Origin of the sequence: Halorubrum lipolyticum DSM 21995 (assembly GCF_000337375.1) — an archaeon.
Classification (GTDB): Archaea; Halobacteriota; Halobacteria; order Halobacteriales; family Haloferacaceae; genus Halorubrum; species Halorubrum lipolyticum.
Genome location: NZ_AOJG01000015.1, coordinates 76,000 through 92,121 on the forward strand (window position 1 = coordinate 76,000; position 16,122 = coordinate 92,121).

At 70.6% G+C, this 16,122-nt stretch carries 14 protein-coding genes; 3 read left to right on the forward strand and 11 right to left on the reverse strand.

What is annotated here, in order from left to right:
- Positions 1-26: 26 nt before the first annotated feature.
- From C469_RS06420 to sppA, 3 genes are all read right to left on the reverse strand, one after another.
- Entirely contained in the window at positions 27-851 is an 825-nt protein-coding gene (locus tag C469_RS06420) for a shikimate dehydrogenase (RefSeq protein ID WP_008004904.1), read from the reverse strand.
- Between the two features lie 216 nt (positions 852-1,067).
- On the reverse strand, positions 1,068-2,195 hold the full coding sequence (locus C469_RS06425) for a DUF373 family protein (protein ID WP_008004906.1): 1,128 nt from the start codon (positions 2,193-2,195) through the stop codon (positions 1,068-1,070).
- A gap of 124 nt (positions 2,196-2,319) precedes the next feature.
- Positions 2,320-3,255 carry a signal peptide peptidase SppA gene (gene sppA / locus C469_RS06430; protein WP_008004908.1) on the reverse strand — a complete coding sequence of 312 codons (936 nt, stop codon included), beginning with the start codon at positions 3,253-3,255 and terminating at the stop codon, positions 2,320-2,322.
- A 188-nt stretch (positions 3,256-3,443) separates the two neighbouring features.
- Here sppA and C469_RS06435 point away from each other — a divergent pair, with 188 nt between their 5' ends.
- Positions 3,444-4,979 (forward strand): uracil-xanthine permease family protein, encoded by a 1,536-nt coding sequence (locus C469_RS06435; RefSeq protein WP_049911093.1) that lies wholly within the window; start codon positions 3,444-3,446, stop codon positions 4,977-4,979.
- Between the two features lie 63 nt (positions 4,980-5,042).
- Here the strand turns inward: C469_RS06435 and C469_RS06440 are convergent, their stop codons facing one another.
- The 3 genes from C469_RS06440 to C469_RS06450 all read right to left on the reverse strand — a co-directional run bounded on the left by C469_RS06440 (position 5,043) and on the right by C469_RS06450 (position 8,191).
- Positions 5,043-5,966, reverse strand: a complete 924-nt coding sequence (locus C469_RS06440; protein ID WP_008004912.1) for a coiled-coil protein — start codon at positions 5,964-5,966, stop codon at positions 5,043-5,045.
- 236 nt (positions 5,967-6,202) lie between these two features.
- On the reverse strand, positions 6,203-6,907 hold the full coding sequence (locus C469_RS06445; RefSeq protein ID WP_008004914.1) for a 2,5-diamino-6-(ribosylamino)-4(3H)-pyrimidinone 5'-phosphate reductase: 705 nt from the start codon (positions 6,905-6,907) through the stop codon (positions 6,203-6,205).
- Between the two features lie 48 nt (positions 6,908-6,955).
- Positions 6,956-8,191 (reverse strand): MFS transporter, encoded by a 1,236-nt coding sequence (locus tag C469_RS06450; RefSeq protein ID WP_008004916.1) that lies wholly within the window; start codon positions 8,189-8,191, stop codon positions 6,956-6,958.
- 696 nt (positions 8,192-8,887) lie between these two features.
- On the opposite strand from C469_RS06450, the gene C469_RS06455 reads away from it, so the two are divergent.
- Entirely contained in the window at positions 8,888-9,307 is a 420-nt protein-coding gene (locus C469_RS06455; RefSeq protein WP_008004917.1) for a VOC family protein, read from the forward strand.
- Between the two features lie 24 nt (positions 9,308-9,331).
- Here the strand turns inward: C469_RS06455 and C469_RS06460 are convergent, their stop codons facing one another.
- Both C469_RS06460 and metG read right to left on the reverse strand, forming a co-directional pair.
- The gene (locus tag C469_RS06460) at positions 9,332-9,541 is read right to left on the reverse strand and encodes a hypothetical protein (protein WP_008004918.1); all 210 of its coding nucleotides are present in this window, start codon (positions 9,539-9,541) and stop codon (positions 9,332-9,334) included.
- A gap of 87 nt (positions 9,542-9,628) precedes the next feature.
- Positions 9,629-11,749 (reverse strand): methionine--tRNA ligase, encoded by a 2,121-nt coding sequence (metG, locus tag C469_RS06465; RefSeq protein WP_008004920.1) that lies wholly within the window; start codon positions 11,747-11,749, stop codon positions 9,629-9,631.
- Positions 11,750-11,887: 138 nt separating this feature from the next.
- Between metG and C469_RS06470 the strand changes: the two genes are divergently transcribed.
- Positions 11,888-13,564: a histidine kinase N-terminal 7TM domain-containing protein gene (locus C469_RS06470; RefSeq protein WP_008004921.1), complete on the forward strand. Its 1,677-nt coding sequence runs from the start codon at positions 11,888-11,890 to the stop codon at positions 13,562-13,564.
- A 3-nt stretch (positions 13,565-13,567) separates the two neighbouring features.
- On the opposite strand, the gene C469_RS06475 is transcribed toward C469_RS06470, so the two are convergent.
- The 3 genes from C469_RS06475 to C469_RS06485 form a co-directional block, all read right to left on the reverse strand.
- A complete protein-coding gene (locus C469_RS06475; protein ID WP_008004923.1) occupies positions 13,568-14,476 on the reverse strand; it encodes a thiamine-phosphate synthase family protein in 909 nt (302 codons plus the stop codon).
- The gene (gene dcd / locus C469_RS06480) at positions 14,473-15,123 is read right to left on the reverse strand and encodes a dCTP deaminase (RefSeq protein WP_008004924.1); all 651 of its coding nucleotides are present in this window, start codon (positions 15,121-15,123) and stop codon (positions 14,473-14,475) included. The genes C469_RS06475 and dcd overlap by 4 nt, the downstream gene beginning before the upstream one ends.
- Before the next feature lie 77 nt (positions 15,124-15,200).
- Positions 15,201-15,950, reverse strand: a complete 750-nt coding sequence (locus tag C469_RS06485) for a YIP1 family protein (RefSeq protein ID WP_008004925.1) — start codon at positions 15,948-15,950, stop codon at positions 15,201-15,203.
- Positions 15,951-16,122: the final 172 nt, after the last annotated feature.

The following is a 16,122-nucleotide window of genomic DNA, read 5'->3' on the forward strand; positions in this document are numbered from 1 at the left end:
TCCGACCGCTGGTCAGAAGTATTACTCTACTCCAGTTCCGCCCGCAGCGCCGCGTTCATCGCCTCCACCGGCGCGTCCGTGCCGGTCCATATCTCGAACGCCTCGACGCCTTGGAACAGCAGCATCCACGCCCCGTCGATCGTCGCCGCGCCCGCGGCGGCCGCCTCCCGCAGGAGCCGCGTCTCGATCGGCGCGTACACCGCGTCGAGCACGGCGAGGTCGCCGTGGAGGTGGTCGGCGGGCACCGGCGTCGCCTCGGGCTCGTCCATGCCGACGCTGGTCGCGTTGACCAGCACGTCGGCGGCGGCGACACGGTCGCCGAGGTCGTCGAGCCCGCCGCCGGTCGCGCCGGGGACCGCCTCGGCCAACTCGACCGCTCGCTCCGCGGTGCGGTTCGCGACGCGGACCGTCGCACCCGCGTCGGCCAGCGCGAACGCGGCCGCCCGCCCCGCGCCGCCCGCCCCGACGACGACCGCGTCCCGGCCCTCGAGTTCGACATCGTGATGAGAAAACGCCCGTTTCACGCCCGCCGCGTCGGTGTTGTGGCCGCGCGGGCGGTCGGCGTCGCCGTCGCGGACCGGGCCGAAATCGACGGTGTTGACCGCGCCGATCCGCTCGGCGAGGGGGGCGGGGTCGACCGCCGCCAGCACGTCTTGCTTGAACGGGACCGTGACGTTGAGCCCGGCGACCCCGAGCGCGCCGGCCCCCTCGATCGCCGCGGCGGCGTCGTCGGGGGCCGGCTCGAACGTCACATAGCGCGCGTCGATCCCGAGCGACCCGTAGCCGGCCTCGTGCATCGGCGGCGACAGCGAGTGACCGACAGGGTTCCCGATGAGTCCGTACACGTCCATGCCCGCTCACGCGACCGCGACCGACAAAAGGGGCGCGGTCGACGCGGGGAGACCGCGGGAATCAGGCGCGGTCGACGCGGGGAGACCGCGGGAATCAGGCGCGGTCGACGCGGGGAGACCNGCGGGGAGACCGCGGGAATCAGGCGCGGTCGACGCGGGGAGACCGCGGGAATCAGGCGCGGTCGACGCGGGGAGACCGCGGGAATCGGGCGCCCTTCACTTCCCGTCCGTCTCCCGGTCCGCGTCGATCACGTCTTCCAGCGTCTCCGTGCCCACGTCGCTCGCGAGCTTGACTCCCGCGAGCGAGACCACGATGCCGCCGACGATGAACGCGGCGAGTTGCTGGACCGGGGTGACGGCGATCCCCCCCATCTCGAACGGGTCGTGGATCGCCTCTTGCGCGAGGAAGTAGCCGGCGAACCCGCGGACGACGAGGGCGACCGCGACGATGACGAACGGGAGGTTGAGGTACGGCGTCCGGATCCCCTCGTCGCGGATCAGCTCGTCGAGCAGCCGCCCGACCGCCGCGGTCACGCCCGCGATCGCGAACCACGGGACCGCGGCGTACGTGAACTCGACCGCCTCGACCAGCGCCGGGGCGTCGCCCAGCTCCGACGCGGAGAGCACGCCGAAGAACCCCCCGACCAGCGCGAGCCCCCCGGCGACGACGTACGTCACGACCGACACCTGGCCGGCGTACAGCGCCTCGCGGACCCGTTCGGGCATCCCCGCGACGAACCGGTCGATCGCGAGGCCTTTATAAAGGAGCGCGGCCCCCAGCAGCCCGGCGACCCCGGCGATCGCCTCGCCGGCGGAGAACCAGTAGAACAACGCGGGCACGAGGAGGAGCGCGATCCCGAACGGGACGAGGATCGTCGACCGGAGCTGCTCGTCGGCGAGGAACTGCTTGAGCAGGTAGTAGGTCGACTCGATGTCGCGGGCCTGCCGAACGACGACGCGGTCGACCGAGTCGACGGGCATCCGCGACTCGACGATCGGGAGCACCTGCTCGTCCTCGGCGGAGTCGACGACGGCGATCGCGGCGCGGGGGTCGTACCGGTCCACGAGGTCGTCGAGCTGCGCGGCGATCGAGCGGTCGGCGCCGACGGCGGTGTCGCTCTCGGCCGAGACGACCGCGACGACCGCCTCCTCGCGCTCGTCTCGGAGGTCGCGGGCGACCCGCAGCGATTCGAGCAGGCAGTTGACGCTGGCGTCCTCCGGGTCGCTCAGCCCGGCGTCGGTGACGAGCGAGCGGACCGCCTCCCAGCCGGCGACCGGCATCGGGACGTTGGTGGCCCGCCCGATCGCCCCGGAGCGGTCGATGCAGATGACCAGCGTCGTCACGTTCCGACTGTCGATCCGCCCGGATAAAAAGCTCCCCGTCGCCGGGGGATCGGCGTGAGGCCTACTCCCAGTATCACACTTTCGCCCGGTTCCGCGCCCCGCTTACCGCAGTTCGGCATCGACCTTACCGCAGTTCGACCTCGACGTCGCCGCCCTCGCTCGTGAAGGCGCTCGCGACGCCGCTCCCGGCCGCGAACGCGACGCGCTCCGCGCCGATGCCGAGCCGCTCCGCGATCCCTCGTTCGGGCGTGAACTCGCGGACCTCGGGCTCCGCGTCGATCAGCGCTTCGAGCCGGTCCTCCACGTCGTCCTCGGTGCCGAGCTCGTCGACGAGCCCGATCTCCGCGGCGTCGCTGCCGAGGTAGACGCGCGCCTCGGTCTCTCGGATCGCCTCCGGGTCCATGTCCCGGCCCTCGCTCACGGTCTCGACGAACTGCTCGTAGTAGCCGTCGATGATCCCCTGCAGGTACTCGCGCTCGTCCTCCTCGATCTCCCGCAGCGGGACGCCCGCGTCCTTGTACTCGCCGGCGGTGAACTGCTCGTAGGAGATGCCGAGCTTGTCGGCGAGCCCGGCCGCGTTCGGGCGGGAGCCGACGACGCCGATCGAGCCGACGAGGCTCGCGTCGCGCGCCCACAGCTCGTCGCAGCCGCTCGCGATCCAGTAGCCGCCGGACGCGCAGGTGTCGGTGGCGTACGCGAGCGTGGGGCCGTCGAAGTCGGCCGCCGCGCGCCGGATGTCGTCGCTCGGGAGCACCTCGCCGCCCGGGGTGTTGAGCTCGACGACGAGCGCCTCCACGTCCTCGTCCTCGTCGGCCGCCTCGATCTGCTCGACCACGTCGTCAGCGGTCGCCCCGCCCGGCCCCGAGAGCGGGGACGGGCGGCCGGCGTCGCGGGTGATCGGTCCCGAGACCGTCACCTTCGCCGCGTTGTACTCCTCGGTCTCGCCGAACCGACCGCGAGTGAGCCGGGCGAGGAGCCGCTTGCCCGCCACCGTCGCCGTCGCTCCGATCACGGCTGCCGCGAGGAGGCCCTTTCCGGTCGAACGCGCATCGCTTGCCATGCCCCCGATTAGACGTGCGGCCGTTTATATATGCTGTCGGCCGTCGCCGGCGGCCAGTGACCCCCGCTCGCCGCCAGACGCGGCGTCGCGGGTCCGACTCCGGTCCGGAGCGCTGAGACCGAACTCCACCGTCTGACACGCTCCAAAGACCGAGTTTTTGTACCCCTGTACTGATGAACGCGACAGGGATGGCAGGGAACGAGGACGAAGAGGCGTTCGTTCAGTACGGTATCGACGACAGACCCCCGTTCGGAAAATCGCTCCTTCTGGGCGCTCAACACTACCTCACGATGGTGGGCGCGAACATCGCCGTGCCGCTTCTCCTCGCCGGCGCGATGGGGATGCCCGAGGAAGTCATTCCGCGCTTCGTCGGCACGTTCTTCGTCGTCTCGGGAATCGCGACGCTCGCGCAGACGACGTTCGGCAACCGCTACCCGATCGTGCAGGGCGCGCCGTTCTCGATGCTCGCGCCCGCGCTCGCGGTCATCGGCGTCGTGACGGCGAACCCGCCGGAGGGTATCGTCGCCTGGCGGGCGGCGCTGCTCCAACTCCAAGGCGCGATCATCGTCGCCGCGCTCGCCGAGGTCGCGATCGGCTATCTCGGACTCGTCGGCCGGTTGCGGAAACACCTCTCTCCGGTCGTCATCGTGCCGGTCATCGTCCTCATCGGCCTGTCGCTGTTCAACGCGCCCGAGATCACCACGACCGATCAGAACTGGTGGCTCGTCGGCCTGACGCTGGCCACCATCGTCCTGTTTTCGCAGTACCTCGGAGGGCGGTCTCAGATATTCCAGCTGTTCCCGGTCCTCCTCGGGATGGTGGTCGCGTGGATACTCGCCGCGGCCCTGTCGGTCTTCGGCGTCTTCGGGGCGGACGCGCCCGGGTACGTCGATCTGGCGAGCGTCGCCGCGGCCGACCCGGTTCACCTCATTTATCCGCTTCAGTGGGGCGTCCCGAGCGTAACGCCCGCGTTCGTCATCGGGATGCTCGCCGGTGTCGCCGCCTCGATCGTCGAGTCGATCGGCGATTACCACGCCGTCGCCCGCCTCTCCGGCATGGGCGCTCCCAGCAGCGAACGGATGACTCACGGCATCGGGATGGAGGGACTCATGAACGTCTTCTCCGGGGTGATGGGTACCGGCGGATCGACCTCGTACTCCGAGAACATCGGCGCCATCGGTCTGACCGGTGTGGCCTCGCGGTACGTCGTCCAGATCGGTGCCGCGCTCATGATCGTCGTCGGGTTCGTCGGCTACTTCGGACAGCTCGTCGCCACCATTCCGAGCCCGATCATCGGCGGTCTCTACATCGCCATGTTCGCTCAGATCGTCGGCGTCGGCCTCTCGAACCTCAAGTACGTCGACCTCGACTCGTCGCGCAACATCTTCATTATCGGCATCGCGCTCTTCACCGGGCTGGCCGTCCCGGAGTACCTGCGGAGCGTCGGGGGCGCGACCGCCTTGCAACAGGGACTGGCCGACAGCTTCCTGCTCGGTCCCCTCCTCGGCGTCGACGTCGTCGCGAACACGATCTACGTCATCGGGTCGACGGGCATGGCCGTCGGGGGACTCGTCGCGTTTTTCCTCGACAACTCGATAGCGGGGACGGCCGCGGAACGCGGGCTCACCGCGTGGGAGGAGGCGACCGAAGCGGACGCGGAGTTCACGTCCGCGTACGACCGCTTCGTCTCCGAGGAGGAACCGCCCCGCACGGACCGACCGTGACCGCGCGCTAAGCGGTACTCGGCGCGTCGCAAAAGAGCCGCAGAAACGTCGATTCGACCGAACTTACAGCAGACCGGTCTTCTGGAGCTTCATCAGGTCCTCGGTGTCGAGCGTCTCGCCCTCCTTGAACTTCTGGTAGATCTCCTCGGCCTCCTCCTTCTCCTCCTCGCGCTTCTCGGCGCGCTCGTCCTTGCGCTCCTTCTCCTCCTCCTTGTCGAGCTCGCGCAGGCGCTTCTGGACGCGGACGAAGTCCTCGTGGTGCTGGTCGGCGGCCTCCTGGGCCTCGACGAACAGCTCGTGCATCTCGTCGGCCTCGTCGCGGATGTCGTCGGCCTCGCGGTAGGCCTCGATCATCTGGTTGTGGTGCTCCTGGGCCTTGTCGGCGAGCTCCGTCACCTTCTGGTGGTGCTGGGACGCCTCGGAGCGGACCTCCTCGGCCTCCTCGACGAGCTCGTCGAGCTCGCTGGTGTCGTCGACCTTCTCCTTCTTCTCGGCGAGCTTCTCGCGCTTCTCGTCGATCTTCTCGATGAGCTCGCGCTCGTCCTCGGCGTCGAGGACCTCCGTCTGCTGACGGAACTCCAGGTCCTCGATCTCCTCTTTGAGCTCCTCGATGGACTTGCCGGAGCCGAGCTCCATGTCCTGTTTGAGCTCCTCGACCTCGTCGAACAGCTCGTTGGCGTCGGCGTTGAGCTCGTTGCGCTTGTCCTTGTGCTCCTGGACCTGCTCGTTGAGCTCGTCGCGCTTCTCGCGGTGTTCCTGGGCCTCGTCGACCTTCTCGCGCGTCTTCGCGTTGAGGTCGTCGCGCTTGGAGGCGCGCTCGGAGGCCATCTGGTTCAGCTCGTTGCGTCGGTCTCGCAGCTGCCCGGCGCGTTTGATGAGCTGACCCTTCGACCCGTTCTCAAGGTCGTCCTCAGAAAGGTCCACGTTGTCCGCCTCGTCCATCGCCTCGATCTCGTACTCTTCGATGACTTCTTCTTTCGTTACCATTTTTTATCTCTCCATCACCGCTCCGGGGATGGCGCTCGCTCGCCGTCGTGCGTTAAGCCGTACACAAGAGCTCCCGTTCATTTCAGCGTGCGATCCCACCAGCGCCGGAGGCGTTCTGGTACCAGATCCTACCGCGGGGCGACATATAAATACTTCGGTGAATCGGGTGTAAGACGGTAGCACGGACCGTGTACCCGCCGATCCGTGATTACCGATCACACACGGACCGGGACGTATCAGTCCGCTCCGACCTCGTACGAGAGCACGACCCCGTCGTCGAGCCGCTCGGTCCCGACCAGATCGAGCCGCGGGAACGACTCCGTGAACCCCTCGCCGTCGGCGAGCGTCGGCGCGTCCCGTCCCCCGATCACCAACGACCCCACGTACACGTGGAGCTCGTCGACGAGTCCGGCCGCGAAACACGAGTGGATGACCTCGCCGCCGCCCTCGACCATCAGCCGGTCGACGCCGCGGTCGGCCAGCGCCTCAAATCCGGCGGCGAGGTCGACGTGGTCGCCGTCGGGCTCGTCGGCCCTCCTCTCGCCGCTCCCGCTCTCGACCACGACGACCTCGCCGCCGGCGGCCTCGAGGGCCTCGCGGCGCTCGGCCGGCGTCGCCGGAGAGACGAGCAGGTAGGTCGTCGCCGCGTCGTCGAGGATCCGGGCGTCGGTCGGCGTCCGTCCGGTCGAGTCGACGACGACGCGGGCGGGGTTGCCGGGGCGGCCGTTCCGGAGGCGCTCGACGCGGCGGTCCTCCTCGTCAAGGATGAGGCGCGGGTCGTCCGCGAGGACGGTCCCGACCCCGACCAACACCGCGTCCGCGGCCGCTCTGACGCGGTCGACGCGGTCGAAGTCCTCGGGCCCCGAGATCCGGAGCTGCTCCCGGCGCCGCGTCGCGAGCTTCCCGTCGACGCTCTGCGCCGCGTTGACGACGACGTGCATACGCGAGGGTCGCCCGCTCGGGGAATGGTCGTTTCGGTTGTCCCTCCCCTACTCGGTCGCCCAGAGCCCCGCCGCCACGACCGCCGCGAGCGCGACCGCCCCGGCGAGCAGCCCGAACGCGGGCCGGAACCCGGACGCGTCGGCGACGGCGCCGACGGTCGCGGGGGCGAGCGCGCCGGCGCCCATCAACAGGGTCCGGACCACGCCGAGCCCGCCGCCGGCCAGCCGGTCGGGGAGCGCCTCGATCAGGTAGGCGGCGCGGACGGGACGGAACCCGTGCGACCCGAGGCCGAACGCGACAACGAAGGCGCCGAGGACCGCCGGTCCGGACCCCGTTTCCCCCGTCCCGGCGACGACGCCGACGAGGGCCGCGGCGGCGAGCGCGAGCGTCGCGACCATCACCGGGAAGCGGCCGAGGCGGTCGGAGAGGTCGCCGGAGACGAGCTGGACGAAGGTGACCGCGAACAGCGCGGAGTACAGCAGGTTCGCGGTCGCGCTCGACAGCCCCGCGGCCCGCGAGAGGTAGAGCGGGAGGAAGGCGACGGCCCCGTTGTACGCGAACGAGGCGGCGACCGTCGCGAACACGAACGCCGCGAGCCGGCGGTCCTCGAACAGCGCGAGGTAGTCGCGCGCGCTCGGGTCCGGGCCCTCCCGCTCCGGGCCGCGGTCGGCGTCGGCCGGGAGCCGGCCCGGAACCCGGAGGGAGAAGGCCGCCGCCAGCGCGAGCGCGACGACGCCCGTCGCGACGAACAGTCCGCGCCAGTCCGCGCCCGGGAGCCGCGAGAGGAGCGCGGCGAGGGCGGGCGGCGCGGCGACGAACAGGGTGACCGCCGCGGGTGCGGCCACCCCGCCGAGCGCGCCGAAGGTGTCGTGGGCGCCGAGCGCGCGTCCGGTCCGGACCGGGTACACCCGCGACAGCAGCCGCACCGCGACCGTCTTGTGCGCGCCCGTCCCCGCGCCGATCACGAGCATCACCGCCGCCAGCACCGCGAAGGGGGTATCGAAGATCAGCGAGAGGGCGCCGACGCCGGCCACGGCCGCGCCCGCCGCGATCACCCGGACCGCCCCGATCCGATCAGCGATCGCGCCGCTCGGGAACTGCAGGAGGGCGTAGACGGCCATGAAGCCCGAGAACGCCGCGCCGACGGCGGCGTTGCTCACGCCGTAACTCGCCTGCAGGGGCTCGAACAGCGGCGGGAACGCGTACCGCACGAACTTCCCGAGGAACCAGATCAGGGCCGTGAGCACGAGCACGTCGTACTCCCTGACCCGGCCGAGGTTCATCGCCCGTGGATACCCCGGTGACGCTTAAAAACGGACGGAACCGCTCGGTCGCTGCCGGTAGTGCGTCGACCCGCTGACGGCAGCGACGACTTATAAATAGGAAATGCGGTTGGCGCGTGCCGCCGAGCGCCCGGAGGGCGCGAGGTGCGCGCGCGAGGTCGCCGGCGCTCCGCGCCGGCTGCCAGAGGGACCGAAGGTCCCTCGCTGGACGCGGCGAGCGACGCGGGCGACCGAAGGGAGCCCCGAGCGAGCCGCGAGGCTGGGGAGGCGTGAGGCGCGGTTGCGGTCCCGCGAGCGGAGCGAGCGGGAGCACGGAAGTCGCAGCCCGCGCAGCGAACGGAGTGAGCGAGCAGGACCAGGGCGAGACCGAAGGTCTCGCTTGCTCACGCGGTGAAACCGCGTGACCGTCTTCCGGCGGTGCTGTGGGTGGGACTCAAAGGGGCAGCCGCGAGGACGGCGCAGGCGTTCACGAGAGCAAAGCTCTCGTGAGCCAATCAGAACGCAAAGCGTTCTGATGACGACGCCAAGCACCGCAAGGAGCGAGTGAAACGAGCGACTGAGGAGCACAGCGAGCGTACGGCGTCCTCGCGGCTGGGGCTTTGGCGGTGTTCTCCGTCGATCGCCAGTCATTCACTTATAAATCGCTCACGTACGAGGGTCGACATCGTTTTCTCGCCGACCGCCGATCCACCGACCGTGTCCGACCCAACCGCGCACCACGTCGGGATCACCGTCTCCGATCTGGACCGCGCCGTCGACTTCTACACCGAGACGTTCGATCTCGACCCCCTGACCGAGTTCGCGGTCGGCGGCGACGCCTTCGCCGAGGCGGTCGCCGTCGAGGGCGCGTCGGCGGAGTTCGCGCACCTCGACGCGGACGGTATCCGCATCGAACTCGTCGCGTACGACCCCGCCGCCGAGTCGGACGGGACTCCCCAACTGAACCGCCCCGGCGCGACTCACCTCGGCCTCTCCGTCGACGACGTGGAGGGCTTCTACGCCGACCTCAACGACGACGTGGAGACGCTGAGCCCGCCGCAGACGACCGAGACCGGGACGACGGTCCTGTTCGTCAGGGACCCGGAGGGGAACCTGATCGAAGTGCTCGACGCCTGATCCGAGGACGTTCTCACGCCCCGGCTACTGCCGGTTCGCCTCGCGCATCACGAGCAGCGACAGCGGGAGGCTCGCGGCCACGAGCCCGTACACGCCGCCGAGGATCGGCTCGACGCCGAACTCGGGCGCGAGCAGGTAGCCGGAGACGAATCCGAGCGGGTCGAGCACGAGCGCGGCGACGACGATCTGTCTCTGGAAGGGCTGGCTCTCGAACCAGCGGGGGAGGAGGGACATGTAGCGGGGGGTTCTTCGTCGAGGCGTTTGAAAAATGCTATCGCGGTTCGCGCCCCCGAGTCACCGCTGTCTCACTCCACGTTCCCCTCACTTCACCTTCGTGCCCGGCCCGGCGTCCTCGTAGGTCGTGAGGAGGTCGGCCTCCTCGCCGGCCGCGAGCACCATCCCGTTCGACTCGACGCCGAACAGCTCCGCCTTCTCCATGTTCGCGAGGACGACGACCTTCGTGCCGGGCAGGTCGTCGACGTCGTGAAGCTGTTTGAGCCCCGCGACGATCGTCCGGGTCTCCGCGCCGAGGTCGACGCGGAGCCGCAGGAGGTCGTCGGCGCCCTCGATGCCCTCCGCCTCTTCGATCCGGCCGATCCGGATGTCCAGTTCCTGGAAGTCGTCGAAGCTGATCCGGTCGTCGCTGAGGGGTTCGATGTCGGTCATGTCGGTGTCGTCGGTGTCGTCGCCGCCCTCTTCGTCGTCCGCCTCGCCGTCATCCCTCTCGCCGCCCTCCGCCTCGGCGACGCGCGCCTCCAGCTTCTCGTTCAGCGCCTCGACGCGCTCGTCCTCGATCTGCGCGAACAGCTCGGTCGGCTCCTCGAGGTCGCCGGCGGGCCCCTCGCGGGCCGCCTCGACGGTGACCTCGTGGACCGAGCCGTCCTCGCCGAGCTGGTCCCAGAGGTGCTCCGACTTCTCGGGGGCGATCGGCTCGAACAGGACCGCGATCGCCTTCGCGATCGCGACGCAGTCGTGGATGACCTGCGCGGCCTCCTCGGGCTCGTCGTCCACGAGCTTCCACGGCTCGCTCCGCTGGATGTACTCGTTGCCGAACCGGGCGAGGTCGGTGACGGCGTCGCCGACCGCGCGCACGGAGTAGTCGTTGACGGCGGCCTCGAAGTCGGCGATCGCCGCCTCGATCCGCTCGTCGACCTCGTCGCTCGTCCCGTCCGCGATCGGCGCGTCGTCGTAGTTGCGGTGGGCGAACAGCAGGGAGCGGTAGAGGAAGTTGCCGACGGTCCCCACCAGCTCGGTGTTGACGCGGTCGCGGAACTTCTCCCAGGAGAAGTCCACGTCCTGCTGGAACCCGCCGTTGGTCGCGAGGTAGTAGCGCAGCGGATCGGGGTGGAACCCCTCCTCTAAGTACTCGTCGGCCCAGACGGCGCGGTCGCGGCTCGTCGAAAAACCCTTCCCGCCGAGGGTGACGAAGCCGGACGCCATCACCGCGCGCGGCTCGGCGTGGTCCGTCGCCTCCAGCATCGCCGGCCAGAAGATCGTGTGGTGCTGGATGATGTCGCGGCCGATCACGTGAACGATCTCGCCGCCCTCCGGATGGGCGTCGCTCGCGCCCTCCGTCCACGCGGCCTCCCAGTCGAAGGCGTCCGCGCCGACGCGCTCGGAGTACTGCTTCGTCGACGAGATGTACTCGATCGGGGCGTCGACCCAGACGTATAAGACGAGGTCCTGGTCCCCGTCGTCGCCGGGATAATCGATCCCCCAGTCCATGTCGCGGGTGATACACCAGTCCTGGAGCCCCTGCTCGATCCACTCGCGGGGCTGGTTCCGGGCGTTCGAGGTCCCCTCGAGCCGGTCGAGGAAGCCGGAGAGGTACTCCGAGAACGCGGAGACCTCGAAGAACTTGTGGGTGCGCTCGCGGTACTCGGCGGGGTTGCCGGTGATCGTCGACACCGGGTCCTCGATCTCGCCGGGTTCGAGGTGGCGCTGGCACCCCTCGTCGCACTCGTCGCCGCGGGCGTGTGCGCCGCAGTACGGGCAGGTGCCCTCGACGTACCGGTCCGGGAGGAACTGGTCGTCGACGGGGTCGTACGCGACCATGATCTCCTTCTCGTAGAGGTGGCCGCCCTCGTCGAGGTCGCGGACGAGCTGCTGGGTCACTTCCGTGTTCGTCTCGTCGTGGGTGTGGCCGTAGTTGTCGAACTCGACGTTGAACTTCGGGAACGTCGCGGCGTACCGCTCGTGCCAGTCGAGCGCGAACCGCTCGGGGGAGACCCCCTCCTGCTCGGCGTTGACCGCGACGGGCGTGCCGTGCATGTCCGAGCCGGAGACGAACGCGGTCTCCTGCCCGAGTCGTTCGAGCGCGCGCCGGTACACGTCGCCGCCGACGTAGGTGCGCAGGTGGCCGATGTGGAGGTCGCCGTTGGCGTACGGCAGTCCACAGGTCACCACCGCCGGGTCGTCGGTGGGGAAGTCGTCGTGGCTCATGTGGTGCGTGTATCGAGTTGACGTGGATACGGGCCTAAAGCCCGCTGGTTCGGGGCCGTCGGAGGCGCCGTTATCACTCGCTGCGATCTCGGACGGCCGTTTTAAATACGGAACTCCCCTCCGTTCGGTCGAACAGGAATGGACTGGCAGACGACCCCGTACGTGCTCCTGCTGTTCCTCACGTCGCTGACCGCGCTCGCGTGGGGGCTATACGGAGTCCGATCCGTCAGGGACGGCGACCGGAACCCGACGGTCCTCGCGTTCGTCGCGCTGTGCGTCACCGGTTCGATCTGGGCCGGGGGCTACGCCGTCCAACTGGCGGCGCCGACGCTCGGGTCGAAGCTCGCCGCGTACAAGCTGTTACACGTCGGCGCGGCGTTCGTGGGGCCGGCGTGGCTCGCGTTCGCGCTGAGCTATGCCGGCCGCGCCGACCTCCTCACCCGCTCGACCGTCGCGGCGATGGTCGCGGTCCCGGCGGCGCTGCTCGCCGCCCTCCCGACGAACCCGTACTCGCTCGCGCTGACCGACGCCTCGCTCGTCACGCGGGGGTCGGTGACGCTGCTCGTCGCCGAGAGCGGTCCGCTGTACCAGCTCCACCTCGCGTACTCGTACCTGATCATCGGCGGCGGCGTGGCGATCATCCTCCGCGAGTCGCTCCGCTCGGCCCCCGAGGTCCGGCAGCAGGCCGGACTGATGGTCGCCGGAGGGGTCGTCCCGCTCGCGTTGAACGTGGCGCACGTCCTCGCGATCGGCCCGCTCGGCGAGCTGCAGGCGGTCAACCTGACGCCGGTGTCCCTCGGCCTCTCGACGCTGCTGTTCGGAGTGGCGGTGTTCCGCTACCGGCTCCTGGACCTGACCCCGATCGCGGCGCGGATCGTGCTGACCCAGATCGGGGACGGGGTGGTGGTCGTCGACCGCGCGGGGTCGATCGTCGACGTGAACCCCGCGGCCGAGGCCCTCGTCGGCGAGCGCGACCGCGTCGTCGGAACCGACCTCGCGACGCACGTCTCCGACTACGACCGGCTCCCTCTCGACGAGTCGCCGCTCACGACGGTGGCGACGGACGACGGCGAGGCGTTCCTCCAGCTCGACCGGTCGCCGATCGACCGGGGCGGGACCCGCTACGGCTGGGTCGTCCTCCTGCGGGACGTAACGGAGCTCGAGACGCAGCGGCGGGAGCTCGAACGGCGGAACGAGCGGCTGGACGCGTTCGCGTCGGTCGTCTCACACGACCTCCGGAACCCGCTCTCCGTCATCGACGGCTACGCCGACCTCGCCAGAGAGACCGGCGACCCGGCGCACCTCGACGTGATACAGGACACGGCCGGCCGGATGAACGACTTCCTCGAGGACCTCCTCCGGCTGTCCCAGCAGGGCGACACGGTGACGGAGCCGCGGGAGCTGTCCCTCGCCGCCCTCGTCGCCGAGGTGCGCGAGGCGGCGGGAGACGAGGGTGCCGAGGTCGCCGTCGCGGCGGACGTGACGGTGACCGCGGACCGCGAACGGCTCCGACAGGCCCTCGACAACCTGTTCCGGAACGCCCGCGACCACGCGGACGGACCGGTGACCGTGACCGTCGGGCCGCTCCCCGAGGGATTCTACGTCGAGGACGACGGACCGGGCATCCCCGAGGCGGACCGCGACGCCGTCTTCGACGTGGGGTTCACCACCCGCTCGGACGGGACCGGCCTCGGGCTCGCCATCGTCCGGGACATCGTCGAGGCGCACGGCTGGTCGATCGCCGCGACCGAGGGACCGACGGGCGGCGCTCGGTTCGAAGTGACGGGCGCCGACGTTCGAGCGGTCGCCGAGTAGCGCTCAGATCAGCCCGCGGACGACCCGCGCCGCGTCCGCCGCGGTCGGCGCGAGCACGTAGGCGATCGGCTCGACGCCGACCGCGCCCGTCTGGTAGAGGACGAGGGCGTCGGCGTCGTCCAGACCGTCGGCGCCGCCGACCGCGTCGGCGACCGCCTCGCGGGTCGGGCGCTCGGGGTCGAACTCCACGGTCGGATACGACTCCGCGAGCGCCGCGACGGTCTCGGGCGCGTACCGCACGTTCACCGCGCCGCGAGCGGTCGCGCCCGCCTCGCGCGCGGCGAGCAGCACCGTCGCGACGTGCTCGCTCACGCCGAACTCGGGCTCGCCGGGGACCATCGCTTGTCCCTTCACGTCGACGAGGCGACCCGGCACGGCCGCCACGTCGTCGATCGTCCGCGCGTCGTCGAGGCACTCGGCGACGTTGGCGCCGACGTTCGGGATGAGCCGCGCGAAGCCGGAGGCGTTCGTCAGGGTCCGGAGCCCGCGCCGGACCGAGGAGAGCACGCGCTCGCGCTCGCGGAGCCCGCTGTCCGGGTCGTGCACCGAGAACTCCACGTCGGCGTCGGCGAGCGCGGGCATCGCCTCCTCGTGGAGGTCGGCGAGGAGGTCGCCCTCCTCGAGCCGCCGGATCAGCACCTCGATCTCGACGAGCGCCGCGACCGGCGTCGTGTCGCCCGCCGCGAGCCCCTCGCCCACGCGCTCGACGAGCTCGCGAACGCGCTCGTCGGCGACCACCCGGTCGTGGCGGGCCACGTCGCCGTGGGCGTACTTCGAGACCGCGGACTGGGAGATGCCGAGCGCGTCGGCGACCTCGCGCTGGGTGAACCCGCGCTCGCGGAGGTCCTCGGCCAGCATCGAGCGCACCGTCGGGAGGAACTCGTCGACGACGACCTCCTCGATGAATTTCATGCGTCGTCCCCCGTGGGGTCGGCGTCGCCGCCCGCGCCGCCTTCGTCGCCGTCCGTCTCGCCCCCGTCGCGGTGGAACTCCGGGTCGGAGCCGATCCGGGAGGCCTGCGGGCCGTCCTGGTCCTGGTACTTCGAGCCGCGCTCGACGCCGTACGGGCGGTCGGCGGGCGATTTGAGCTCGGTGAAGATGAGCTGTGAGACCCGCATCCCGGGCGTGAGCGCGACGGGCGCGGTGCCGAGGTTCGACAGCTCCAGCGTGATCTGCCCCTTGTACCCGGGGTCGACGATCCCCGCGGTGGCGTGGATGACGATCGCGAGGCGGCCGAGCGACGACCGCCCCTGCACGGTCGCGAGCAGGTCCGGCGGGATCTCCACGCGCTCCGTCGTGGTCCCGAGCACGAAGTCGCCCGGGTGGAGGATGAACTCCTCGCCCGTCGGGACGCGCGTCTCCGTGACGTAGTCGCCGACCTCGTCGGCCTCGGTCGGGTGGATACAGGGGATGTTCGTGCGCTGGAACTCCAGGAAGCGCTCGCCGAGCCGGAGGTCGACGCTCGCGGGCTGGACCTGCTGGTCGACGTCGTCGAGGGGCTCGACCACCAGGTCCCCCTCCGCGAGGCGGTCGAGGATGTCCGCGTCCGACAGGATCATGTCGGGAGAGGGTCGCCCACCGGGTTAAAAACTCTCGAATCCGCGAACGCCGCCGAAGCGGGGAGCGCCGCCGATCCTCACACCGCCGCGATCAGGAGTCCGAGCAGCGCGAAGACCCCCGCGACGGTCCCGGCGACTCCCCGGTCGAGGTCGTGGTAGGCCTCCAGCCCGCCGACGACCACGACCCACTGGACCGCGATCACGACCGCCGAGGCGGCCAGCAGCGGCCCCTCCATCGCCGACATGGCCGCGACGATCTCGTTCGCGATCGCGTCGATCGTTGTCCCCTCGACCGTCGCCGTCGCGAGCGCGTACCAGATCGCGGCGAGCCCGACGGCCAGCCGGACCAGCTCCGCCGCGAGCGCCCACGCCGCGACCGCGAACGAGTCGCCGACTGAGCCGGCGCCGCCCGCGACGCGCGCCCCGCCGTGGAGCGCGAGCGCGAAGACCACCCACCAGATCGGCACCCCGATCAGCGCGTAGCCGACGTAGTCGCCCGACGCGCTCCGCAGCTCCTCGCCCACGTCCACGTCGATCCGCTCGGGCTGGTCGCACTGCTCGGCGACGAGCGAGTCCTCGTCGTCGCCGAACGTCTCGCAGGTCGACTCCGGCGGGTGATCGGGGTTGTCGACCGTCACCTCGCGGTCGATCGTCGCGTCGAAGGCGGCGCCGAGACCGACGATCCCGAGGGTCGTCGCGAGGGTGACGAGAACGACGACGCCGACCGCGAGGCCCCCACCGCCCGGCTTGAGCCGGCGGAAGCCGGCGCGCGAGCGATCGAGGAGGCCGCCGACGAGTCCGGAGAGGGCGGCGAACGGGGAGGGCATACGCGGGTGATCCGTGAGATCCGACAAGTGTCTTGTCCATCGATCGGTTCGAGGCCGGGTGACTGCGGCTCTTTATAAGTCGATCTGCGGTGGCGCGTGCCTGTGAGCGGCCGCCCTCGGCGGCCGCGAGGAGCACGCGCGAGGGAGTCGGTGGTCCGGAGCGAAGCGGAGG